Origin of the sequence: Rhodopseudomonas sp. BR0G17 (genome assembly GCF_010907025.1) — a bacterium.
Classification (GTDB): domain Bacteria; phylum Pseudomonadota; class Alphaproteobacteria; order Rhizobiales; family Xanthobacteraceae; genus Rhodopseudomonas; species Rhodopseudomonas palustris_H.
In genome coordinates this window covers 58,570-82,361 of sequence record NZ_QUML01000005.1, presented here as the reverse complement: position 1 = coordinate 82,361, position 23,792 = coordinate 58,570, and the positions used below count along the sequence as shown (strand labels likewise).

At 65.2% G+C, this 23,792-nt stretch carries 20 protein-coding genes and 1 pseudogene; 17 read left to right on the top strand and 4 right to left on the bottom strand.

Annotation, left to right across the window (positions count from 1 at the left end):
• The first annotated feature begins 85 nt into the window (after positions 1-85).
• Both DY467_RS06105 and DY467_RS06100 read left to right on the top strand, forming a co-directional pair.
• Complete coding sequence (locus tag DY467_RS06105; protein ID WP_164634606.1) at positions 86-646, top strand: hypothetical protein; 561 nt, start codon at positions 86-88, stop codon at positions 644-646.
• Between the two features lie 376 nt (positions 647-1,022).
• Positions 1,023-1,319 (top strand): cupin domain-containing protein, encoded by a 297-nt coding sequence (locus DY467_RS06100; protein WP_246701470.1) that lies wholly within the window; start codon positions 1,023-1,025, stop codon positions 1,317-1,319.
• A gap of 96 nt (positions 1,320-1,415) precedes the next feature.
• Here the strand turns inward: DY467_RS06100 and DY467_RS06095 are convergent, their stop codons facing one another.
• Together DY467_RS06095 and DY467_RS06090 are read right to left on the bottom strand one after the other, a co-directional pair.
• The gene (locus DY467_RS06095; RefSeq protein ID WP_164634604.1) at positions 1,416-2,588 is read right to left on the bottom strand and encodes a DUF2865 domain-containing protein; all 1,173 of its coding nucleotides are present in this window, start codon (positions 2,586-2,588) and stop codon (positions 1,416-1,418) included.
• A gap of 185 nt (positions 2,589-2,773) precedes the next feature.
• A complete protein-coding gene (locus DY467_RS06090) occupies positions 2,774-3,082 on the bottom strand; it encodes a hypothetical protein (protein WP_164634602.1) in 309 nt (102 codons plus the stop codon).
• Positions 3,083-3,481: 399 nt separating this feature from the next.
• On the opposite strand from DY467_RS06090, the gene cysS reads away from it, so the two are divergent.
• From cysS to DY467_RS06065, 6 genes are all read left to right on the top strand, one after another.
• Entirely contained in the window at positions 3,482-4,873 is a 1,392-nt protein-coding gene (gene cysS, locus DY467_RS06085) for a cysteine--tRNA ligase (RefSeq protein ID WP_164634600.1), read from the top strand.
• A 184-nt stretch (positions 4,874-5,057) separates the two neighbouring features.
• Entirely contained in the window at positions 5,058-5,189 is a 132-nt protein-coding gene (locus DY467_RS26695) for a hypothetical protein (RefSeq protein ID WP_011157553.1), read from the top strand.
• Positions 5,189-5,698, top strand: a complete 510-nt coding sequence (locus DY467_RS06080; protein ID WP_164634599.1) for a GNAT family N-acetyltransferase — start codon at positions 5,189-5,191, stop codon at positions 5,696-5,698. Before DY467_RS26695 ends, DY467_RS06080 begins: the two co-directional genes overlap by 1 nt.
• Entirely contained in the window at positions 5,695-7,293 is a 1,599-nt protein-coding gene (cimA, locus tag DY467_RS06075; RefSeq protein ID WP_164571944.1) for a citramalate synthase, read from the top strand. The genes DY467_RS06080 and cimA overlap by 4 nt, the downstream gene beginning before the upstream one ends.
• A 241-nt stretch (positions 7,294-7,534) precedes the next feature.
• A complete protein-coding gene (locus DY467_RS06070) occupies positions 7,535-9,094 on the top strand; it encodes an acetolactate synthase large subunit (RefSeq protein ID WP_164634597.1) in 1,560 nt (519 codons plus the stop codon).
• An 11-nt stretch (positions 9,095-9,105) separates the two neighbouring features.
• On the top strand, positions 9,106-10,515 hold the full coding sequence (locus tag DY467_RS06065) for an FAD-binding oxidoreductase (RefSeq protein WP_164634595.1): 1,410 nt from the start codon (positions 9,106-9,108) through the stop codon (positions 10,513-10,515).
• Positions 10,516-10,539: 24 nt separating this feature from the next.
• On the opposite strand, the gene DY467_RS06060 is transcribed toward DY467_RS06065, so the two are convergent.
• A complete protein-coding gene (locus tag DY467_RS06060; RefSeq protein WP_164634593.1) occupies positions 10,540-12,609 on the bottom strand; it encodes a c-type cytochrome in 2,070 nt (689 codons plus the stop codon).
• A 183-nt stretch (positions 12,610-12,792) separates the two neighbouring features.
• The gene (locus DY467_RS06055) at positions 12,793-13,392 is read right to left on the bottom strand and encodes an LOG family protein (RefSeq protein ID WP_164634745.1); all 600 of its coding nucleotides are present in this window, start codon (positions 13,390-13,392) and stop codon (positions 12,793-12,795) included.
• A 194-nt stretch (positions 13,393-13,586) separates the two neighbouring features.
• On the opposite strand from DY467_RS06055, the gene DY467_RS06050 reads away from it, so the two are divergent.
• The 9 genes and pseudogenes from DY467_RS06050 to DY467_RS06010 all read left to right on the top strand — a co-directional run bounded on the left by DY467_RS06050 (position 13,587) and on the right by DY467_RS06010 (position 23,786).
• Positions 13,587-15,542, top strand: a complete 1,956-nt coding sequence (locus DY467_RS06050; protein ID WP_164634591.1) for an ABCB family ABC transporter ATP-binding protein/permease — start codon at positions 13,587-13,589, stop codon at positions 15,540-15,542.
• Positions 15,543-15,587: 45 nt separating this feature from the next.
• Positions 15,588-16,289, top strand: a pseudogene (locus DY467_RS06045) (phosphatidylserine decarboxylase); the annotation flags it as partial.
• A gap of 73 nt (positions 16,290-16,362) precedes the next feature.
• Positions 16,363-17,235, top strand: a complete 873-nt coding sequence (gene pssA, locus DY467_RS06040; RefSeq protein WP_164634590.1) for a CDP-diacylglycerol--serine O-phosphatidyltransferase — start codon at positions 16,363-16,365, stop codon at positions 17,233-17,235.
• A 135-nt stretch (positions 17,236-17,370) separates the two neighbouring features.
• A complete protein-coding gene (locus DY467_RS06035; RefSeq protein WP_164634588.1) occupies positions 17,371-18,090 on the top strand; it encodes an RraA family protein in 720 nt (239 codons plus the stop codon).
• A 224-nt stretch (positions 18,091-18,314) separates the two neighbouring features.
• Positions 18,315-19,088: a motility protein A gene (locus DY467_RS06030; protein ID WP_107343961.1), complete on the top strand. Its 774-nt coding sequence runs from the start codon at positions 18,315-18,317 to the stop codon at positions 19,086-19,088.
• Positions 19,089-19,118: 30 nt separating this feature from the next.
• Entirely contained in the window at positions 19,119-19,943 is an 825-nt protein-coding gene (locus DY467_RS06025) for an OmpA/MotB family protein (protein ID WP_011157565.1), read from the top strand.
• A gap of 236 nt (positions 19,944-20,179) precedes the next feature.
• On the top strand, positions 20,180-22,069 hold the full coding sequence (locus DY467_RS06020) for a potassium transporter Kup (RefSeq protein ID WP_164634587.1): 1,890 nt from the start codon (positions 20,180-20,182) through the stop codon (positions 22,067-22,069).
• A 210-nt stretch (positions 22,070-22,279) separates the two neighbouring features.
• Complete coding sequence (locus tag DY467_RS06015; RefSeq protein WP_164634743.1) at positions 22,280-22,606, top strand: rhodanese-like domain-containing protein; 327 nt, start codon at positions 22,280-22,282, stop codon at positions 22,604-22,606.
• A 22-nt stretch (positions 22,607-22,628) separates the two neighbouring features.
• Positions 22,629-23,786 carry an aminotransferase gene (locus tag DY467_RS06010; protein ID WP_164634585.1) on the top strand — a complete coding sequence of 386 codons (1,158 nt, stop codon included), beginning with the start codon at positions 22,629-22,631 and terminating at the stop codon, positions 23,784-23,786.
• Positions 23,787-23,792 lie beyond the last annotated feature (6 nt).

The window sequence follows — 23,792 nt, the reverse complement described above, 5'->3', positions numbered from 1 at the left end:
TTCTTAGACCTCGTCCGTAGCACTGCTTGGTAGTCGGGACATCTGGTTGCGAGGTTCGATTTCTTTGAGGCTAGGGAGCTAAGTCATGGACGAGGACTTAGATCGCCAGGGTTGGGAAATCAGGGAGACTTTTGCCTACTACGGCCGGGCTCTTTACATGGCCTCCGTTGTTGAAGTCGCGCTCGCGCACGTTCTTTTGTATTCGCAGTTCATGAAAGAGGTTCGCGACGAGTTTGTTTCTAAAATAGGGACGAAGTTTGATCGGAGTCAGTATGAGCGCGACTTTGATCGCTTCATGAGCGACCAGTTTTCCCAGACGATGGGAAACCTAATGAAACGGGTCGAAAAATTTGCTGACCTTGATGCGTCCCTCAAACATCGAATCGCCGATGCAAAGAAGCGGCGAGATTTTTTGGCGCATCATTACTGGCGAGAACGAAGTATCGATTTTGCTACATCGGCCGGGCGGAAGCGAATGCGAGATGAGTTGAATGCAGACGCCGAGATGTTCGCGAGACTCGATCGGGATATCGACGCTGCTGCTGCTCCTCTGCGGGCGCATCTCGGAATCAAGGACGAATTTGTCGTGGAGTACACTCGTAAATTTATCGAAAGAGTAGAGCGGGGCGATCCCATCGAGGACTAATGCACGAGTGGGATGAAGTAAGCGCGACTCCGGCTTGAGGCGGATGCAGCCGGATTAAGCGCCTCAAGGTTGTCGCCTAGGGTAGCTGCGCTGCAACAAATCGAACAGCGCTCGGGTCCCTCCAATTCAGTTGGGCGTGATACCCGCGCCAAGTGACCTGATAGTCATTGCATCTCTTTCCAATGCCAAGTCATTCTGCCAGACTTTCCCCACGCCCGCGCAGACGGGTGGATAATGGAGGAACGTCATGCTGACACGGAGAGGATTTGCGGCAGTCGCAGGCTGTGCGATCTGCAGCATTGCGGGGTTCGGGGCGACCGAAGCGTTCGCGCAAGGTGCGGCCGCGACTACGGCAAACGGCGTTACGCGCAAGATCTTGAGTCGCACCGATGGCCCGGCGGCGGGCTATGAGACCATCATCATGGACGTAACGCTCGATGCCGGAGCGACCGTCGGCCGCCATACCCATCCTGGTATCGAGTCGACCTATGTGATGGAGGGCGAAATCGAACTTCCGATCGAAGGGCAGCCGACCAAGACGGCGAAGGCCGGCGATGCGTTCCAGGTGCCGCCCAATACCCCGCATGCCGGCGGCAAGCCGTCGTCGAGCAAAACGCGGCTGATGGTCAACTACATCGTCGAAAAGGGCAAGCCGCTGGCCAGTCCGGCCTGAGACGTCACGCAAAAGAGGCCGCCATTTCGGCGGCCTCTTTTGGCTTGGACAAGCGACGCGCCAAGCGCGACTACGCGTGATCGAGTGGAACGGCTGTTACTGCGCCTTCGGCAGGAAGGTCGGGCCGACGCTGCGGATCTTGCCGGGGTCGTTCGACGCGGCCGCGGGCGGGGAGGCGGGCGTGTTGTTGGTCGCCGGGGCAGCCTTGGCGCCGTTCTTGGCGGCGGCGCGCTGAGCCGGCGGCAGCGCCATGCGCTTGGCGCTCTCTTCGGTGACGATGATGTCGCCGTGCTCGGCGGCCGATCGGTCGTCGACGCCCTTCATCGCATCGGCCCAGGTCTGGTTGGCCGGCTTGCAGGTGCAGGACGGGTTGAACTCCTGGCGATAGCGGAAGGCGTTCGGCAGCGAGCTGTAGGGCTGGCCGTTGATCGACACCGCCTGGTTCATGTCCTGGCCGGGATTGCGGTAGGCATACAGCGACGCTTCGGACGCCGGGCACAGGCTCTTGCAGGTGCGCTCGTCGTCGCCGAACCGGCTCGGCACGGTGGCGAACGAAATCGGGAAGTAATAGCCGTCGCAGGTGCGGACGCAGACGGTGCGGTAGGTGCCGCCCTCGGTGGTGCCGTAGTCGGTGCCCGGCACGCCGACGCCGGGGGCCCCGGCGTTGCCGCCGTTGAACAGGTTGTTGAGCAGGCCGCCGCTCTGCTGCGCGGCCGCGGCGTATTGCGGGCCGCAATTGTTCTGCGCCAGCGCCAGGATCACCGAGCGGCGCTGGTTCTCGCGGTCGTTGCCGCCCGGGCCGCCGCTGCGCAGCCGCTCCAGCGACGAGTTCATCTGGTCGAGATTGCCGCGCATCTGCTGGATCTGGCTGTTGACCGGACCGCATTGCGCCGACTGGCCGCTGAACAGCGAGAAGAAGCCGGAGCTTTCGCAGCCCATCCGCTTCGCCTGCATGCTGACGCGGTCGAGCTCGGCCTGCTGGCGGGCGGCGGCGTCTTCGAAGCGGCGGATCTGGTCGGCGCGGGCCGGGTCCATGCTGCCGCGGTCGATCGAGGCGAGCTGCGCTTCCAGCCGCGGGCACATCGGATTGGCGGCGGGGCTGCCCGGTTGGCCGGCGGCGGGCGCCTGCTGATAGCCCGGCGGATTGTAGCCTTGCGACGACGGATAGCCTTGCTGGGCGAACGCTGCGGAGGTCAGCGACGTGGCGGCGACGATCAAGGCACCGGCCAGCCAGCGGAAACGGGTGGCGTTATCGAACATGTCGGGCATTCAGGAATCCGAGCGGGTGATGCCGGCGATCCGCCGAATCACATCCAGCAAATCCGCGCGATCGGGGCCGCGGAACGATCCCGTTGTAACCGCGACGTTGACCATTTCTTAGCCGCTTCTTTCGGCAGGGTCACGTCGTTTCCGGGGCGTCACTGTGGCGATCCCCGCTGATCCGGCGTGGCTTTTCAGCGCTGGCAGGTGATCGCGACGTATTCGTTGCAGACCCCGTGGGCGCACGCCGAGCTGCTCGCTTTCGGCACCGCGCCGGTGATTTCGTCCGGGTCGACCCGGCGATAGGCGACCGCCTGGGCGAATTCGCGCGACTGGCAGTAGGCCGCAGCCGCCGGGGCGCCGCATTTTTCGCCGCGGGCGAGGCACAGGTCGATGCCGTAGCCGTCCGGCTGGTTGGCGACGATGAAGACCCGGCTGTCGGCATAAGCCGCCGTCGCCGCAAGCAGCGCTGCGCCGGCAAAGAGGGCAGGAATCAGTTTCATGGTGCACCAGGAACGAGGGGATGACCCCCGTCCGTACCCTGAAAAGGGTTAAAAAACGTTAACCATAGTGGCCGGAGCGTGGGCTAGGCGCCGATCATGGCCAAAATCGGCCGAGCAGGGCGGTTTGTGGGGGCTGGGGGCGGCGCTTGGATGACGCGAGCGTAGCTCGCCTTCGGTGGACCCGCGCGGACGATCCTTCGATTCGCCGCCGGAAAGAACGATGTCCTCCGGCGATCGACGGACTTGACGGATTCGAGGGCGGTCGCCATGGTGCGGCGATGAACGGTTTCCTCGCCATTTGCATTCGCTGCGAGATTATTAGCTAGCTGACACGCTGGCTGAGGCCGTCTTTTCTCCTATCGAGAGCACTGGACGCCCGGCCGCAGGGGACGGGTATCCATGGAATTACGCCTTTACGATACGCTGACGCGGGACAAGCGGCCGTTCACGCCGCTCGATCCGGCCAATGTGCGGATGTATGTCTGCGGCCCGACGGTCTACGACTTCGCCCATATCGGCAACGCCCGGCCGGTGATCGTGTTCGACGTGCTGTTTCGGCTGCTGCGCCATCTCTATGGCGAGGCCCACGTCAAATACGTCCGCAACATCACCGACGTCGACGACAAGATCAACGACCGCGCCGCGCGCGACTATCCCGGCCTGCCGCTGAACGAGGCGATCCGCAAGGTCACCGAGCAGACCGAGCGGCAATTCCACGACGACGTCGATGCGCTGGGCTGCCTGCGGCCGACCGTCGAGCCGCGCGCCACCGAACATATCGGCGAGATGCGCAGCATCATCGAAAAGCTGGTCGCCGGCGGCTTCGCCTATGTCGAGCAGGACCACGTACTGTTCTCGCCGAGCGCGATGAACGCCGCCAATGGCGTGTTGCCGCGCTACGGATCGCTCGCCAACCGCTCGCTCGACGAGATGATCGCCGGCGCCCGCGTCGACGTCGCGCCCTATAAGCGCGACGCTACCGACTTCGTGCTGTGGAAGCCGTCGAAGCCCGGTGAGCCGTCATGGCCGTCGCCGGCCGGTATCGCCACGCCGGGCCGTCCCGGCTGGCACATCGAGTGCTCGGCGATGTCGTGGAAGCACTTGGGCGAGACCTTCGACATCCATGGCGGCGGCATCGATCTGGTCTTTCCGCACCACGAGAATGAAGTCGCGCAAAGCTGCTGCGCCTTCCACACCTCGCGCATGGCGCAGACCTGGATGCACAACGGCTTCCTGCAGGTCGAAGGCGAGAAGATGTCGAAAAGCCTCGGCAACTTCATCACCATCCGTGAGCTGCTGGCGACGAATAAGTTCGGCGGCCGGTCGTGGGACGGCGCGACGCTGCGGTTGGCGATGCTGAAGACGCATTATCGGCAGCCGATCGACTGGACTGCCGACGCGCTTAACGAAGCGGAGAAGGCGATCCTCGACTGGTCGGAGTTCACCAAGGATGCGACGCCCGCGCGATGCGACGAAGTCATCGCCGCGCTGACCGACGACCTCAACACGCCGAAGATGATCGCCGAGCTGCACGCGCTGCGCCGCGCCGGCAAGGCCGATGAACTCCGCGGCGCGATGCAGCTGTTGGGGATCAATCCGGTGGTCCGCGCTCCGGTCGATCTCGATGCGACCGCGAAGTCGCTGATCGAAGCCCGCACCGCCGCCCGTGCCAACAAGGACTGGAAAGAGTCCGACCGCATCCGCGACGAACTCGCCGCGATGGGCGTGGTGCTGAAGGACGGCAAGGACGCTGACGGCAAGCCGGTGACGACGTGGGAGATCGCGCGGTGAGGCACACACGTCTCAACGTCATTCCGGGGCGCCCGCGCAGCGGGCGAACCCGGAATCTCGTCGCCACAACCTCGGGATTCCGGGTCTGCGCTGCTGACGCAGCGCATCCCGGAATGACAGCGCTTGGCGAGCCCGGAATGACTAACGATAGGGTCCTTGCGTCGGCGGATAAGGAGTCTTCACGATGACCGAGCAGAAGCCGACGGGGCGGCCTGATACGCCGTTTCCGAAGCATTGGCTGTACTACATCGCGATCAAGATCGCGCTGCTGGCCGGCGCCACCGCGCTGGTGCTGAAGCTGTACGGGTTCTGGTGATGAGCACGCGCGCAGGGCCCGCGCTGCGGCCGTATCTGCCCGAGGATGCCGCGGTTACTGCTGCCATCTTCGCGGCGTCGATCGAGCAGCTCGCCGCCGATGACTACAGCGAGGAGCAGCGGGAGGCATGGGCCTCGGCGGCCGACGACGAAGCCAAGTTCGCCGCGCGCCTGGCCGGCCAGCTGACGCTGATCGCGACGCTGCAGGGCGTGCCGGTCGGCTTTGCTTCGCTGAAGGTGCCCGATCACATCGACATGCTGTTCGTGCATCCCGACTACATCGGCCGCGACGTCGGCGCGACGCTGATCGACGCGCTGGAGAAACTCGCCGGCGCGCGCGGGGCGCTGATCCTCACCGTCGACGCCAGCGACAACGCCGCCGAGTTCTTCGCCAAGCGCGGCTACATCGCCAAGCAGCGCAACACCGTTTCGATCAATGGCGAATGGCTCGCCAACACCACGATGACAAAGTCGCTGGCGGATGCCGCCGCGCCCGGAGCCTCCACATGAGCCGCGAACGTCTCTATCTGTACGACACCACGCTGCGCGACGGCGCCCAGACCAACGGCGTCGACTTCACCTTGCACGACAAGAAGCTGATCGCTTCGCTGCTCGACGATCTCGGCATCGATTATGTCGAAGGAGGCTATCCGGGCGCCAATCCGCTCGATACCGAATTCTTCGGCGCGGAGCAGAACCTCGAGCGCGCCACCTTCGCGGCGTTCGGCATGACCCGGCGGCCCGGCCGCTCGGCGTCGAACGATCCCGGCATCGCGATGCTGCTCGATGCGAAGGCGGATGCGATCTGTTTCGTCGCCAAGTCGTCGGAGTATCAGGTCCGGGTCGCGCTCGAGACCACCAACGACGAGAACATCGCCTCGATCCGCGACAGCGTTTCGCTCGCCAAGGAGAAGGGACGCGAGGTGCTGGTCGATTGCGAGCACTTCTTCGACGGCTACAAGGCCAATCCGGAATTCGCGCTGCAGTGTGCCAAGGCGGCGTATGAGTCCGGCGCACGCTGGGTCGTGCTGTGCGACACCAATGGCGGCACCATGCCGGACGAGGTCGAGGCGATCGTCGGCGAGGTGGTCAAGCACATCCCGGGCGCGCATGTCGGCATCCACGCCCATAACGACACCGAGCAGGCGGTGGCGAACTCGTTCGCCGCGGTGCGGGCCGGTGCGCGGCAGATCCAGGGCACGCTGAACGGCCTCGGCGAGCGTTGCGGCAACGCCAATCTATGCTCGATGATCCCGACGCTGAAGCTGAAGAAGGAATTCGCCGACAAGTTCGAGATCGGCGTCTCCGACGACAAGCTGGCGAGCCTGGTGCAGGTGTCGCGCGCGCTCGACAACATCCTCGACCGCGCCCCCAATCCGCACGCGCCTTACGTCGGCGGCAGCGCCTTCGTTACCAAGACCGGCATCCACGCGTCGGCGGTGCTGAAGGATCCGCAGACCTATGAGCACGTGCCGCCGGAGTCGATCGGTAACCATCGCAAGGTGCTGGTGTCGGATCAGGCCGGCAAGTCCAACGTGCTGGCCGAGCTGGCGCGCACCAACATCCAGTTCGACCGCGATGATCCGCGCCTGTCGCGACTGGTCGAGAAGCTGAAGGAGCGGGAAGCGGCCGGCTACGCTTACGAGTCGGCCAACGCTTCGTTCGATCTGCTCGCCCGCGGCACGCTCGGCACCGTGCCGGAGTTCTTCCGGGTCGATAAGTTCGACGTCAATGTCGAGCAGCGCTACAATTCGCACGGCCAGCGCGTGACCGTGGCGATGGCGGTGATCAAGGTCGAGGTCGACGGCGAGACGCTGATCTCGGCCGCCGAAGGCAACGGCCCGGTCAACGCGCTCGACGTCGCGCTGCGTAAGGATCTCGGCAAGTACCAGAAGTACATCGAGGGCCTGAAGCTGGTCGACTACCGCGTCCGTATCCTCAATGGCGGCACCGAGGCCGTCACTCGGGTGCTGATCGAGAGCGAGGACGAGGACGGTCGGCGCTGGACCACGATCGGCGTGTCGCCGAACATCATCGACGCGTCGTTCCAGGCGCTGATGGATTCGGTCGTCTACAAGCTGGTGCAGTCGAACGCGCCGGTGTGATGCCTAGACGGCGTCTTCCGCCTGAACAACGTTGACTGGGAATTAGGTACCGTTCCCCGTCATTGCGAGCCGAAGGCGAAGCAATCCAGCTCCGTGCACCGAGCTGGATTGCTTCGTCGCTTCGCTCCTCGCAATGACGAGAAAACAATGCCCTGAGCGCGGTTGTCATCGCCGCGCCGCGCTGACAACATATCCCCCAAACAGGTCGTAGCCCGGCGGATTCACGCCGGCCGTAGGGGGAATGCTCGTGGACGGGATCAATGGGGCGCAATCGGTCGTTCAGACGCTGGTAAATTGCGGCGTCGAAGTATGTTTCGCCAATCCTGGCACCTCGGAAATGCACTTCGTCGCGGCGCTGGATTCGGTCAGCGGGATGCGGCCTGTGCTGTGCCTGTTCGAAGGCGTGGTCACCGGCGCCGCCGATGGCTACGGCCGGATCGCCGGCAAGCCGGCGGTGAACCTGCTGCATCTCGGCCCCGGCCTCGCCAATGGCCTTGCCAATCTGCACAACGCCCGCCGCGCCGCGACGCCGATCGTCAACATCGTCGGCGACCACGCCGCTTACCACCTGCAATACGACGCGCCGCTGACCTCCGACATCGCCGGCTTCGCCCGGCCGGTGTCGAGCTGGATCCACGAGTCCAAGAGCGCCGGAGCGGTGGCGAGCGATACGGCGCGCGCGGTGCAGGCGGCTAGCGCGGCGCCGGGCGGCATCGCCACGCTGATCATGCCGGCGGACGTCGCCTGGAATCCGGCCGCACGCGCGGCGCACAAGCTGCCGGAGATCGGTCCGGCCAAGGTTGCGGCCGACACCGTCGAGGCGATCGCCAAGCTGCTCTCGAACGGCAAGAAGTCAGCCTTGCTGCTGCGCGGTCAGGCGCTGCTCGGCGAGGCGCTGGGGGCGGCCGGCCGGGTCGCCGCCAAGACCGGCGTCCGGCTGCTATGCGACACCTTCGCGCCGCAAACCGAACTCGGCGCCGGCCGCGTGCCGCTCGAACGCATTCCGTATTTCTCGGAGCAGATCACCGCGTTCCTGAAAGACGTCGAGCAACTGATCCTGGTCGGCTCGAAGCCGCCGGTGTCGTTCTTCGCCTATCCCGGCAAGCCGAGCTGGGGCGCGCCGGAAGGTTGCCTGATCGATTATCTGGCGCAGCCGCATGAAGATGGCGCGCAGGCGGTGAAGGATCTCGCCGCCGCGGTCGACGCGCCGGCCGAGCCCGCCGCACGGACGCAACTGGTGTTGCCCGATCTGCCGAAGGGCAAGCTCAATTCGCTCGGCGTCGCGCAGGCGATCGCGCATCTCACGCCCGACCACGCGATCTACGCTGAGGAGGCCAACACCTCCGGCCTGCCGTTTCAGATGATCCTGCCGAAGGCGCGGCCGCACACTCATCTGCCGCTGACCGGCGGCTCGATCGGGCAGGGGCTGCCGCTCGCCATCGGCGCGGCGATCGCGGCGCCCGACCGCAAGGTGGTGTGTCCGCATGGCGACGGCGGCGCCGCCTATACGATGCAGGCGCTGTGGACGATGGCGCGCGAGAAGCTCGACGTCACCGTGGTGATCTATGCCAACCGGTCCTACGCGATCCTCAACATCGAGCTGCAGCGGGTCGGTGCCTCCGGCGCCGGCGCCAATGCGCTGTCGATGCTCGATCTGCACAATCCGGAAATGAACTGGATGAAGATCGCCGAAGGTCTCGGCGTCGAAGCCAGCCGCGCCACCACCGCCGAGGAATTCTCCGCGCAATACGCTTCGGCGATGAGTCAGCGCGGCCCGCGGCTGATCGAAGCCTTGATCTGAGGGAGCGGCCGATGACCCTGGATATCGTCGGCACACTCCGCACCATCGTCGGCGACGGCGGCGTGCTCGAGGCTGCCGAGCTGTCGAAGCGCTCCGCCGGCACCTATCGGTTCGATACGTTGAAGGCCGCGGCGCTGGTGCGACCGACCTCGACCCAGCAGGTGTCCGAGATCCTGCGCTGGTGCCATGCCAATGGCGTTCACGTCGTCACCCATGGCGGCTTGACCGGCCTCGTGCATGGCGCCGATGCCGAACCCAGCGAAGTGATCCTGTCGCTGGAGCGGATGCGCACGATCGAGGAGATCGACCCGAAGCAGCGCACTGCCGTAGTTCAGGCCGGCGTGCCGCTGCAGGCGCTGCAGGAAGAGGTCGACAAGCACGATCTGGCGTTTCCGCTCGATCTCGGCTCGCGCGGCACCGCCACGCTCGGCGGCAATGCCGCCACCAACGCGGGCGGCAACCGTGTGATCCGCTACGGCATGACGCGCGAGATGATCCTCGGTCTTGAAGTGGTGCTCGCCGACGGCACCGTGCTGTCGTCGCTCAATCATCTGATCAAGAACAACGCCGGCTACGACCTCAAGCAGCTGTTCATCGGCTCGGAAGGTACGCTCGGCGTCATCACGCGGCTGGTGCTGCGGCTGCGCGAAAAGCCGCTCGCCACCAACATGGCGTTCGTCGGCCTCGACAGCTTCGATGCGGTGGCGAAGTTCCTGAAGCACTGCGACCGCGCGCTTGGCGGCACGCTGTCGGCGTACGAGGTGATGTGGCAATCGTTCTATCGACTGGTCACCAGGCCGCCAGCCAAGGGGCGGCCGCCGATCGGGCAGGACCACGCTTACTACGTGCTGGTCGAGAGCCAGGGCTCCGATCTCGACCTCGACAGCCAGCGTTTCACCGCGGCGATGGAGGCCGCGCTGGAATCCGGCCTGATCGCGGATGCGGCGATCGCTCAGTCGGACGAGGATTGCCGCTCGTTCTGGGCGCTGCGCGACGATGTCGGTCAGGTGCTGCAAGGCGGCCTGCCGATCGTGTTCGACGTTTCGCTGCCGATCGCAGCGATGGAGGGCTATGCCGAAACGCTTCGGGAGATGCTGGAAAGCGAGATCGGCGAGCACCGGCTGTGGATCTTCGGCCATCTCGGCGACGGCAATCTGCATGTCGTCGTGCAGGTCAAGCCGATGGAGTATCTGGCGCTGCGGCCCAAGGTGGAAGCCTTGGTGTATCGGCCGCTTGCCGCCTGCAACGGCTCGGTGTCGGCCGAGCACGGCATCGGCCTGGAAAAGAAGCCGTATCTCTACGTCAGCCGCAGCGCCAACGAGATCGCGCTGATGCGGACGCTGAAACAGGCGCTCGATCCCAAGGGCATTCTCAACCCCGGCAAGATCTTCGACCCCGGCCCGGTGGCCGGGGGACGTTGATGGGAGGCCGTTGCGTCGCCGCGATCAGTAGCGCGCGTCCTTCGGCTTCGGGTCCTTCGGCCAGTCCTTCACCTTGCCGGGGAAGTCCGGCCGTTCCATCTGGGTGAAGTACGCCGCGACATCGACGGCTTCCTGATCGGACAGCTCACCCTGGCCGAGCGGGAATTTGTTGTGGCTCGCGATCGGCATGTTGCGCTTGACGAAGGCTGCCGCCGTGTAGGTCCGCGCCATGCCGGCGCCGATGTTGAACGAGCGCGGTCCCCACAGCGGCGGATACACCACGCGGCCGGCGGCGTCCTTCAGCCCTTCGCCGTTGTCGCCGTGACACACCGCGCAGCGCGCCGTGTAGATCTCCTTGCCGTGGTCGAGGTTCGGCAGCAGCGACTGATCGACCTTGCCGACGCCGCGGCCGGCGACCTTGTCTTCCGGCTTGGTCGAGCCTTGCATCCAGTCGAAATACGCCACCATCGCCTTCATGTCGGGACCGTCGACCGGCAGCGGCTTGCCGTTCATCGAACGTAGGAAGCAGCCATTAATGCGGTCCTCCAGCGTGATGACGCGGCCGGCGCGCGGCGCGTAGCTGGGGAAGAACGCCGCGACACCGACATAGGGGCTGCCGTCGGCGACGGTGCCGGCGTTGAGGTGACACGAGCTGCAATTCAGGTCGTTGCCGACATTGTTCGGCAGCAGCGTGTGGGTTTCGGCGTTCAGCCGCATGCCGCGCACCAGCTGCTCGGCGTTCGGTTGCGACAGGATATCGGCGATCCGCGGCGTCTCGAACCGCGAGCTATCGATCTTGGGATCGAGCGCGGCGCGAGCTGCCGTGATCTGCTCGGCGGTGACAGCGCTGGCGTTGCCGCCCCAATTGGCGCGCACGAAGCTGAGGATGTCGGCGATCTCGCGATCATTCAGGCGTGCAAACGACGGCATCGTCCACACCCGCGGATGCGCGGTGGTCGCTGTCGTCTCCCAGCCGGTGAGGGTGATGTGCACCAGCGTCGCCGGATCCTTGGCGGCGATCGTCGGGTTGCCCGCGAGCGGCGGGAATACGCCCGGGACACCGGCGCCGTCGGCGCGATGGCAGTCGGCGCAGAACTGCGTGTAACCGAGGCCGCCGGCCGTGGAGTAGGTCGACGCCGGCACTTTAGCCACGGCGGCCGCGGGCGTCGGCCGATCGGTCGGCAGCGCCTTCAGGTAAGTGGCGATCGCGGTGAGATCCTGATCGGTCATGTGCTGGGTTGAATGCCGGATCACGTCGGTCATGCCGCCGGCCGCCGTGGCGAAACGGTTCTGGCCGGTCTTCAGCATTTGCACGGTGTCAGGCACGGTCCACAGTCCGCGCAGGTTCAGCGCATTCCAGTGTTCGACCTTGGCGCCGGCGAGATAGTCGCGGCCGTTCGCCCCGGCATCGCTCATCGCCTTTTCCTGGAAGGCGATGCCGCGCGGGGTGTGGCAGGCGCCGCAATGACCGAGGCCCTGCACCAGATAGGCGCCGCGATTCCACACCGCGTCCTGGTTCGGCTCCGGCTTGAACGGCGACACATCGAGGAAGACGACGTTCCAGAACGCCAGCCCGATCCGCATGTTGAACGGGAAGCTCATCTCCGGCGCGCGATTGGCCTGCGCGACCGGCGCGAGGCCCTGGGTCAGATACGCCCACAGCGCCACCATGTCGTCGCTGCTGATCTTGGCGTAGGACGGATACGGCATCGCCGGATACAGATTGTGGCCATCCGCCGCGACGCCCTTGCGCATCGCGCGGTCGAACTCGCCGAACGACCAGCTGCCGATTCCGGTCGCGCGATCGGGCGTGATGTTGGTCGACCACAGGCTGCCGAACGGTGTGTCGAGTTTCAAGCCGCCGGCCATTGGCGTGCCGCCTGGCGCGGTGTGACAGGCGACGCAGTCGCCGGCGCGCGCGATGTACTCGCCACGCTTGATCAAGTCGGGATCGGCCTTGGCGTCGAGCGCCTTGAGCTTGGCGTCGACGGCGGGCGGCTGGATGATCCAGAGCGCCGCGCCTCCGATCACGACCAGCGCGGACGCGGCGAGAACAGCGAGGGTCTTGGCGGCGCGGCCGCGGGAATGAGACATGGCAGACTCGACTCGAGGTTTGTTGCGGTGCGACGCTAGGCGCGACCCTGCGCCGCCTCAACTCGGGCCTACCACTTAGATCGTGAAGGTTTATCAGACGAAGCGAATGATCGCCTTGCGCGCACCGGCAGCGTGAACGGCTGCGGCTATGGTTAGCAACGGCTCAAAACAGCAGTGCGAAAGCTAGAGCCGATCGGCAATCTCGGGCGGCATCGCACGCGTGGGCTGCGGCGCCGAGGCGGCTTGCAGCTTCGGCAGGATGTCTTCGACCCTGTCGGCCTTCAGTATCTCGACCGCGAGGTTGGGGCGGATGAAGGCGGTGGTTCGCATATGCGCCAGCAGTTCGAGCAACGGCTGCCAGAAGCCGTCGATGTCAGCGATCAGGATCGGCTTGGTGTGACGGCCGAGCTGTTGCCAAGTCATCTGCTCGACGAGTTCTTCGAGCGTTCCGATGCCGCCTGGTAATGCTACGAAGGCGTCCGAGCGCTCGAACATCAGCCGCTTCCGCTCGTGCATGTCCTCGGTGACGATCAGCTCCGAGACGCGGTCGAGCGCGATCTCTTTAGAGCTGAGAAAGCCGGGAATGATGCCGGTGACCGTACCGCCGTGATCGAGGACTGCGTTGGCCACCGCGCCCATCAGACCGATCGCGCCGCCGCCGTAAACCAGCCCGACGCCGTGCTCGGCGAGTTCCTTGCCGAACGCTGTCGCCGCTTCGAGAAATCGGGGGTTACTGCCGGGGCCGGAGCCGCAATAGACGCAGACGGTCTTGATCTTGCTCATGGTGGCGGATGTGGCACCGCGGGATGACAGCGTCAAGACGACCACCGCCATGCCGTTGCAACAGTCTGTTATGACGCAAAGAATCGCATCTCAGGGTGCACGGCGGGAACGAAACACTATATGAAGGCGGACCCGATGGACGATGTCGTTCGCGAGCATGGATTCGGCTCTGCGGACCTTTTCAGGCAGCTTTGATGGCTCACCCACACTCGCATTCGAGCAGCGGCTCTCCTGTCGCGATTCCAGAAGACAAGATCGCACAGAAAGCGACGCTCGGCGGCACCCTGATGCATCTGTGGCCGTATATCTGGCCCGGTGACCGGTCCGATCTGAAGATGCGGGTGGTGTGGTCGATCGTGCTGCTGATCGCCGCCAAGGCGGCGACGCTGATCGTCCCGTTCACCTTCAAATGGGCGACCGACGCGCTCACCGGTGCCGATACCGCACCGATCGAGCCGTCGAACTGGACGCTGTGGCTGATCGCGTCGCCGCTGGCGCTGACTGCGAGCTACGGCCTGGTCCGTGCCTTGATGGCGGTGCTGACGCAATGGCGTGATGGCATCTTCGCCAAGGTCGCGATGCACGCGGTGCGCAAGCTGGCGTACCGGACTTTCGTGCACATGCACGATCTGTCGCTGCGGTTTCACCTCGAGCGCAAGACCGGCGGTCTGACCCGCGTGCTGGAGCGCGGCCGGCTCGGCATCGAAGTGATCGTCAGGATGGTGATCCTGCAGCTGGTGCCGACGATCATCGAGCTGTCGCTGGTGATGGCGGTGCTGCTGTGGCAGTTCGACTGGCGCTACGTCGCGGTCGTGATGGTCACCGTGGTGTTCTACATGCTGTACACCTACAAGGCGACCGAGTGGCGGATCGGCATCCGCCGCCGCATGAACGATTCCGACAGCGACGCCAACCAGAAGGCGATCGACTCGCTGCTCAACTACGAGACGGTGAAGTATTTCGGCGCCGAGGAGCGCGAGGCGAACCGCTACGACAAGTCGATGCGGCACTACGAGGACGCCAGCGTCGCAACCTACACCTCATTGGCGGTCCTCAATGCCGGGCAGGCGGTGATCTTCACCTTCGGCCTGACCGCGACGATGCTGATGTGCGCCTCGGGCGTCCGCAACGGCACCAACACCGTCGGCGACTTCGTGATGATCAATGCGATGATGATTCAGCTGTATCAGCCGCTGAACTTCATGGGCATGGTGTATCGCGAGATCAAGCAGGCGATCATCGACATCGAGAAGATGTTCGCGGTGCTGTCGCGCAAGCCGGAGGTCGAGGATCGCGCCGGCGCCAAGCCGCTGGCGGTCGAAGCCGGCACCGTGCGGTTCGAGGACGTGAAGTTCGCTTATGATCCGGCGCGGCCGATCCTGAAGGGCCTCAATTTCGAAGTCCCGGCCGGCAAGACGGTGGCGATCGTCGGCCCGTCGGGCGCCGGCAAGTCGACGATCTCGCGGCTGCTGTTCCGGCTGTACGACGTCTCGGGCGGCCGCATCCTGATCGACGGTCAGGACATCCGCAGCGTCACCCAGACCTCGCTGCGCGCGGCGATCGGCATGGTGCCGCAGGATACCGTGCTGTTCAACGACACCATCCGCTACAACATCCGCTACGGCCGCTGGGACGCCACCGACGCCGAGGTGGAGGAGGCGGCCAGGACCGCGCAGATCGACGCCTTCATCAAGGCATCGCCGAAGGGCTACGACACCGAAGTCGGCGAGCGCGGGCTGAAGCTCTCGGGCGGTGAGAAGCAGCGGGTGGCGATTGCGCGAACGGTTCTCAAGGCCCCGCCGATTCTCGTGCTCGACGAGGCGACCTCGGCGCTCGACAGCCACACCGAACATGAAATCCAGGGCGCCCTGGAGCGTGTGGCACAAAACCGCACCTCGCTGGTGATCGCGCACCGGCTTTCGACCATCGTCGGAGCCGATGAGATTATCGTGCTCGATCAGGGCCGGATCGCCGAACGCGGCACGCATGCGCAGCTGTTGGCCGCTGGCGGGCTTTACGCCAGCATGTGGAACAGGCAGCGCGAGGCCGAAGAGGCGCGCGAGCGGCTGGCGCTGATCGGCGACGATGATTCACCGGTTCGTAAGCCGGAAATCGACGACGATCTGGCAACTTCGGCGGCGGCGGAGTAATCGTGTTGCAGCGCCACGCAACAGGCTTTCGAAGTTAGGGGACGTCCGATGTCCATCGTCAATTCCGTTCGCGCCCAGATCCCGCCGATCCATCGGGAGGGCTATCCGTTCGTCGGCGCCTTTGCGCTGGTGACGCTGATTCTGTTCTGGATCTGGTCGCCGCTCGGCTGGATCGGCACCGTGCTGACGATCTGGTGCGCCTATTTCTTCCGTAACCCGGCCCGGACGACCCCGGTGCGCGACGGTCTGGTGGTGTCGCCGGCCGATGGCCGCGTCTCGATGGTGGTCGACATCATCCCGCCGCCGGAGCTAGGGCTGGGCGCCAAGCCTCTGCCGCGCGTCTCGATCTTCATGAGCGTGTTCAACTGCCACGTGAATCGCAGCCCGGTGGCAGGCCGGATCGAGCGGATCGTGTATTCGCCCGGCAAGTTCATCAACGCCGAGCTCGACAAGGCCAGCGAAGACAACGAGCGCAATTCGATGGTGCTGTCGACCGAGCACGGCCAGATCGGCGTGATCCAGATCGCCGGCCTGATCGCCCGCCGGATCGTGTCGTTCGTCCGTGAGGGCCAGCCGCTGGTCGCCGGCGAGCGTTTCGGCCTGATCCGGTTCGGCTCGCGGCTCGACGTCTATCTGCCCGAGGGCACCAAGCCGCTGGTCGCCGAAGGCCAGACCGCGATCGCCGGCGAGACCATCCTGGCCGACCTCAAGGGCGGCGACGCTGGACGGACGTACCGGACCGACTAACATCGGGGCCGCCGGCCCGAAGGTTGCCATGATGGCCGAGCAGGATGGTGGTTCCGAGACGAGAGCGAAACCGATGCCTTTCGATCTGAATTCCCCTGAGACGCCGCGTCGCCGGTTCGGGCCGATTCCGGTGCGTCTGCTGGTGCCGAACGTCATCACCCTGCTGGCGATCTGCGCCGGCCTGACGGCGATCCGGCTGGCGACCGAGGGGCGGATGGAGCTGGCGGTCGCGGCGATCGTGTTCGCGGCGGTGCTCGACGGGATCGACGGCCGCGTCGCCCGGATGATCAAGGGCCAGTCGAAATTCGGTGCCGAGCTCGACAGCCTGGCGGATTTCGTCAATTTCGGCGTCGCGCCGGGCCTGATCCTGTACTTCTGGCAGCTGCACTTCCTCAGCAATGTCGGCTGGATCGCCGCCATGGTGTTCGCGATCAGCGGCGGCCTGCGGCTGGCGCGGTTCAACGCCACCATGGACGATCCCAACAAGCCGGCGTTCGCCGCCAACTTCTTTACCGGCGTACCGGCGCCGGCCGGCGCCATCACCGTGCTGTTGCCGGTCTATATGGGCTTCCTCGGCGCGCCGACGCCGCCGGCGGTGCTGACCGCCGTCTACACGCTGCTGATCGCCTTCCTGATGGTGTCGCGGCTGCCGGTGTTCTCCGGCAAGACGGTGAAGATGCGGGTGGCGCCCGAGATGGTGCTACCGCTGTTCGTTTCGGTGGTGTTGTTCATCGCGCTGCTGATCGGCTACCCCTGGCACATCCTGTCGGCCTGCTCGGTGCTGTATTTGCTCAGCCTGCCGGTCGGCTGGCGGTCGTATCGCGACCATCAGCGCAATGCCGCAACAGCCCAGCAGGGCAAAGCCGCGCCTTCGGGGCAGAAGCCGACCCTGGTCGTTAACGATCCCGTTCCGCGCGACGACGACCGCCCGGCGCGGCTGAACTGACCGCAGGACGGTCAGTGGCGTCACGCGCTGCCCCTTGGGCGGTATTCTGAAACTTGCTATAGGGCAGGGGCTGTCGCCGGGGTTGAACGGCCGCCGCCAACGGACGGCCGGGTCTGGCGACGCTGTAGGACGCCCGTGAGCCAACCTGATTCCGGTCCCGTGCCGACCGCCGTGCTCGAAGCCCTGGCCCGCAACGACACCCCCACGATCTGCAATGCGATGGAAGTGGTCGCGCCCGAGCGGCGCGCGATCGGCTTCACCACCCGGCCGCTGGTCTGCCCGTTCCCGCAGCTTCCGCCGATCGTCGGCTATGCCCGCACCGCGACCATCCGCGCCACCGTGCCGTCCAGCCTGCCGCCGGCTGAGCGGAGGGCCAAGCAGATGGCCTATTACGAATATGTCGGCGCCGGCGCCGGCCCCCGCATCAGCGTGATCCAGGACATCGACGGGCCGGATGCCGGGTTCGGAGCGTTCTGGGGCGAAGTCAACAGCGCCGTGCACAAGGCGCTCGGCTGCCTCGGCGTGATCACCGACGGCTCGATCCGCGACGTGCCGCAATGGGCGCCGGGCTTCCAGGCGCTGGCCGGCTCGATCGGCCCCTCGCATGCTCACGTTCACGTCACCGGCTTCGGCGCCGAGATCCGGGTGGCCGGCATGACGGTGTGCGATGGCGACCTGATTCATGCCGACAGTCATGGCGCGGTGGTGATCCCGCACCATTTGGCCGCGCAATTGCCGGAGGCGGCCGAACTCTGCGGCCGGCGCGAGGTCCCGATTCTGGAAGTCGCCCGCAGCGCCGAGTTCTCCCTCGACAAGCTGAAGCAGGCGCTCGCGAAGGCCTCGGAGATTCACTGAGTTCGGGCGAGGACGCTCGACCGCGGCTGTCACCGCCGCGGCGGCGCGCCCAGAAGACAGATGCTTGGTAATATTACGGGGTTGCTCGCCGCATCAGCGATCGCGCAGCGCCGAATACTTTACCCGTCTTTAATGGCGAATGCATAGTTTCGGAACCGCTGCTCAGAACGATCAGTGCCGACGGCTCGCGCCGCGCGGCTGGTGTGTGCGCGTCGGAGTGAATAATGGACATCATGACGTCAGCCGGCCTGGTCGGCGGCATCGCAGTCATTGCCGTGATGATGCTGATGGGCGGCGACGTCCATATGTTCATCTCCGAACATGCCATGATCATCATCTTCGGCGGTTCGTTGACCGCCACGATGATCCGCTTCCCGCTCAACGTGATCCTGCACGGCCTGCCGCTCGGCGCCAAATTCGCCTTCACGATGAGCCGGCTGTCGGCGCGTGATCTGGTCGATGAGCTCGCCAGCATCGCCGAGATCGCCCGCAAGTCCGGCCCCGTCGGCCTGGAAAAGGTCGAGGCCGAAGATCCGTTTCTGGCCAAGGGCATTCGCTACGTGGCCGACGGTTACGACATCGAATTCATCCGCGATAACCTCGAGCGCGACCGCGATAACTTCCTGATGCACCTCGACGAGGGCAGCAAGATCTACCGCGCGATCGGCGACTGCGCACCGGCGTTCGGCATGATCGGCACGCTGATCGGCATGGTGCAGATGTTCTCCAACATGTCCGACCCGTCGAAGCTGGGGCCGTTCATGGCGACCGCGCTTCTGGCGACGCTGTACGGCGCTCTGGTGGCGAACCTGTTCTGTCTGCCGATCGCCGACAAGCTGCACACCAAGAAGATCGACGAAGAAACCAACCGCACGCTGATCATCGACGGCATCCTGATGATCCGTGACTCCAAGAGCCCGGCGCTGGTGCGTGAAATGCTGCTGGCTTACCTGCCCGAGAAGCACCGTTCGGAAGAAGACGAAGCGGTCCCGGCTTAACCCGACCTCAGTCGATCGTCGGAAGGCGCCATGGCCAAAAAGAAGAAAGCCGAAGAGCATGCCGGTGGCCACGGCTGGTTCGTCACGTTCGCCGACCTGATGGGCCTGCTGATGAGCTTCTTCGTGATGCTCGTCGCGTTTTCGACCCAGGACAAAGCCAAGCTGATGATCGTCGCCGGCTCGATGCGCGAGGCGTTCGGCGTGCAGAACGACGCGCGCTACTCCGGCATCATCGAGAACGACGGTCTACCGACCCGGGGCAAGGTCAAGAACACCGAGCACGTCAATCCGGAGCTGTCGACCGCGAAGCCGTCACCGGGCGAGGTGACGCGCGACGAAGGCATCAATACCAAAGAGGACCGCGAATTCGCGCTCGCCTCGGCGTCGCTGCGGCAGGCGCTGCAGAACATGCCGGAGATCTCCGAGCTGTCGAAGAACATCATGTTCGAGGAGACCAAGCAGGGTCTCAACCTCGAGATCATGGATCAGGACGGCCGTTCGATGTTCGCCGACGGCTCCAAGGTGCCGTTCGAACGCACCCGTTTGCTGCTGCAGCGGCTTGCGGTGCCGCTGCGCGCAACGCCGCTGCGGGTCACCATTGTGGGCCATACCTCGTCCGGTCTGATGCCGGAGCGCAGCGACTATAACGGCTGGGACCTGTCGTCGGACCGCGCCAATTCGGTGCGCCAGATCCTGGAGCGGGAAGGGCTGCCCGGTTCGCACATCTTCGCCGTGACCGGCAAAGCCGACAGCCAGCCGCTGTTTCCCGACGATCCGTCGATCGCCGCCAATCGCCGCGTGACCATCACGCTGATGCGCGAGAGCCCGGCGCTGCCGCCCGGCATGAAGCCGTAAGCGTTTTGCTCGGCCGCTTGTGGCGGCCACCTCGACTGCAGGCCAGACCTCCGCTTCATCGCGTGTCATCCGAATCCGATGGGTTCGGTATTCGGCATCCCGTGGTTGCATCGGTCGCGGTCGGCCCGCTAGCCTGAGGCACGTCTCGCCGGCAGGCGCGCTATCTTTGAAAGGCTTGCCGGCGTGGCGTCGCGGCTCTTGGATCAAATCCAGCGATCGAGCGTTCTACGGCAGCCATGGCCCTCAGCGCGGCAACCACCGAAGCGCCTGAACAAACCAGCTTTTGGGCGCTCACGCTCGGCGGGATCGGCGTTGTTTTCGGCGATATCGGCACATCTCCCTTGTACGCATTCCGCGAGGCGGTCGCCGGCGCGGCTGGCGGCGCACCGGCCAGCCGGGTGCTGGTGCTCGGGGTGCTGTCGCTGATCCTGTGGGCGCTGCTGATCGTCGTCACCGCCAAGTACGTGCTGTTGCTGCTGCGCGCCGATAACAACGGCGAGGGTGGCACGCTGTCGCTGATGGCGCTCGGCCGCCGCGCGCTCGGGCGCCGCAGTCTGTTTCTCCTGGTGCTCGGCGTGATCGGCGCCTCGATGTTCATCGGCGATTCGATGATCACGCCGGCGATCTCAGTGCTGTCAGCGATCGAGGGCCTGAAGATCGCGGCTCCCGCACTCGAACACTACGTCGTGCCGCTGACGGTGCTGGTCCTGGTGCTGCTGTTCGGCGTGCAGAGCCATGGCACCGCGATTGTCGCGCGGTTCTTCGGCCCGGTGATGCTGGTGTGGTTCGCCACGCTGGCGGCGATGGGCGCGATGCACATCATGGACGATCCGTCAGTGCTGGCCGCCATCAACCCATGGTACGCGGCGCAATTCCTCGCCAGCCACGGCACCATCGGACTGGTGACGCTGGGCGCGGTGTTTCTGGCGGTCACCGGCGGCGAGGCGCTGTACGCCGATCTCGGCCATTTCGGCCGCCGCCCGATCCAGACTGCCTGGCTTGGTTTCGTGCTGCCGGCGTTGCTGATCAATTACTTCGGGCAGGGCGCGCTGGTACTGTCGAATCCGGCTGCGTTGGAAAATCCGTTCTACAAGATGGTGCCCGAGGCGCTGGTGCTGCCGCTGACGCTGATGGCGACCGCAGCGACCGTGATCGCCAGCCAGGCGGTGATCACCGGCGCATTCTCGCTGATCAGCCAGGCGGTGCAGCTCGGGCTGCTGCCGCGGTTCGAGGTGCGCTACACCTCCGAGACCAATGCCGGTCAGATTTACCTGCCGCGTGTCAACGCGTTGCTGCTGATCGGCGTCTTGCTGCTGGTGCTGCTGTTTCAGACCTCGAGCCGGCTCGCCTCTGCCTATGGCATCGCGGTCTCCACCACGATGGTGGTCGACGGCATCATGGGCTTCGTGGTGATCTGGAAGCTGTGGCGCTGGAGCTGGCCAGCTGCGGCGCTGGTGATCGTGCCGCTGGTGCTGGTCGATGCGATGTTCTTCAGCGCCAATCTGCTGAAGCTGCTCGACGGCGCCTGGGTGCCGCTGCTGTTCGGCCTGTCGATGGCGGTGGTGATCTGGACGTGGCGGCGCGGCGTCGCGCTGCTGATGATCAAGTCGCGCCGGGCCGAGGTGCCGCTCGACGATCTGATCGGCAGCCTGGAGAAACACCCGCCGCACATCGTCAAGGGCACCGCGGTGTTTCTGACCGCTGATGCCGAATTCGTCCCGCCGGCGCTGCTGCACAATCTCAAGCACAACAAGGTGCTGCACGAGCACAATGTGATCCTGACGATCGAGACCGTTCACACTCCGCGGGTCGACGCGGCCGACCGGATCAGGCTGGTGAAGGTCAGCGAGAAGTTCAGCAAGGTGGCGTTGCGGTTCGGCTTCATGGAGACGCCGAACGTGCCGAAGGCGCTGGTGCTGGCGCGCAAGCTTGGCTGGGAGTTCGACATCATGTCGACCTCGTTCTTCGTATCGCGGCGCTCGCTGAAGCCGGCCGCGCAATCCGGGATGTGGCGGTGGCAGACGAAGCTGTTCGTCGCTCTCGCCAAGTCGGCCAACGACGCCACCGACTACTTCCAGATCCCGACCGGCCGGGTCGTCGAGGTCGGTGCCCAGGTCACCATCTAGCTGCCGGCCGCGAGGGCAGGGCGACCGGCTTCGACCAAAAGCGGCAGTGCTTTCGCGGCCCGCTGCGCCTATCCAGCAAACATGCCGATGATCTCGTTGAGAAGCTTGATTTTCCTCGCGCTAGGCGCAACCTTGGCGCCGCAATGGCCGAGCCTCGTTCTCGTTGTTGCGCTCATGGATCCGGGCAGTGCGATCGCGGGAGAGAAGAAAGTGGCAGGCCAGGTTGAAGATTTGACGCCGCAAGAGGTCGCTCAGGGCATCGCCGACGGGCGCTATCTGCTGGTGGACGTTCGCGAGCCGAACGAGGTCGCCGCCGAAGCCTATCCGGACGCCGTGGTTGTTCCGCTCTCGACCTTCGACCCTAAGGCGATCCCCGATCCGGCCGGCAAGCAGGTCGTGTTCGCTTGCCGTTCCGGCAAGCGCTCGGTGACGGCGTCGATGGCCGCCCAGGCCGCGGGTCTCGCCTACACCAGGCACCTCGCCGGTGGCATCCTCGGCTGGAAGGCGGCCGGTCTGCCGACCAAGCCGGGCCGTTGATCCGTACGATGACCGCCATCCGATGAGCAACAAGGTCTTCGCCGATCTCCCGGTCACCGTGTTCGAGGCGATGTCGCAGCTCGCGCGCGACAACGACGCGATCAATCTGGGACAAGGCTTTCCCGACGATCCGGGGCCGGAGGATATCCGTCGCACCGCCGCGGATGCCGTTCTCAACGGCTACAACCAGTACCCGTCGATGATGGGGCTGCCGGAGCTGCGGCAGGCGATTTCGACCCACTATGCGCACTGGCACGGCGTCCAGCTCGATCCGATGACGGAGGTGATGGTGACCTCCGGCGCGACCGAAGCGCTGGCGAGTGCAATCCTGTCGGTGGTCGAACCCGGCGACGAAGTGATCGTGTTCCAGCCGGTGTATGACTCGTATCTGCCGATCATCCGGCAGGCTGGCGGCATTCCGCGACTCGTTCGTCTCGAACCGCCGCATTGGCGCATCACCGAAGAGTCGCTGCGGCGTGTGTTCAACGCCAAGACCAAGGCGATCGTCTTCAACAACCCGCTGAACCCGGCCGCGGTGGTGTATCCGCGCGAAGACCTCGAATTGTTGGCACGGTTCTGCCAGGAGTTCGATGCGGTGGCGATCTGCGACGAGGTGTGGGAGCACGTCACGTTCGACGGCCTCAGCCACATCCCGCTGATCACCATCCCCGGGATGCGTGACCGCACCATCAAGATCGGATCTGCCGGTAAGATCTTTTCGCTCACCGGCTGGAAGGTCGGCTTCGTCTGTGCCGCACCGAAGTTGCTGCGCGTTGCCGCCAAGGTGCACCAGTTCCTGGCGTTCACCACGGCACCGAACCTGCAGGCGGCCGTCGCCTACGGCCTCGGCAAGAGCGACGATTACTTCCTGCAGATGCGCACGGACCTGGCCCGCAGCCGCGACCGGCTGGCGCAGGGGCTGTCCAGCATCGGCTTTCCGGTGATCCGCTCGCAGGGCACCTATTTCCTCACCGTCGATCTCTCGCCGCTCGGCCTCAACGAAACCGACGAGGCGTTCTGCAAACGCATCGTCACCGACTACAAGGTCGCGGCGATCCCGGTGTCGGCGTTCTATGAGGAAGAGCCGGTCACCTCGGTGGTGCGGTTCTGTTTCGCCAAGAAGGATCAGACGCTCGACACCGCCCTCGAGCGCCTGTCGGATGCGGTTCACGGGCGCTAGGGATGT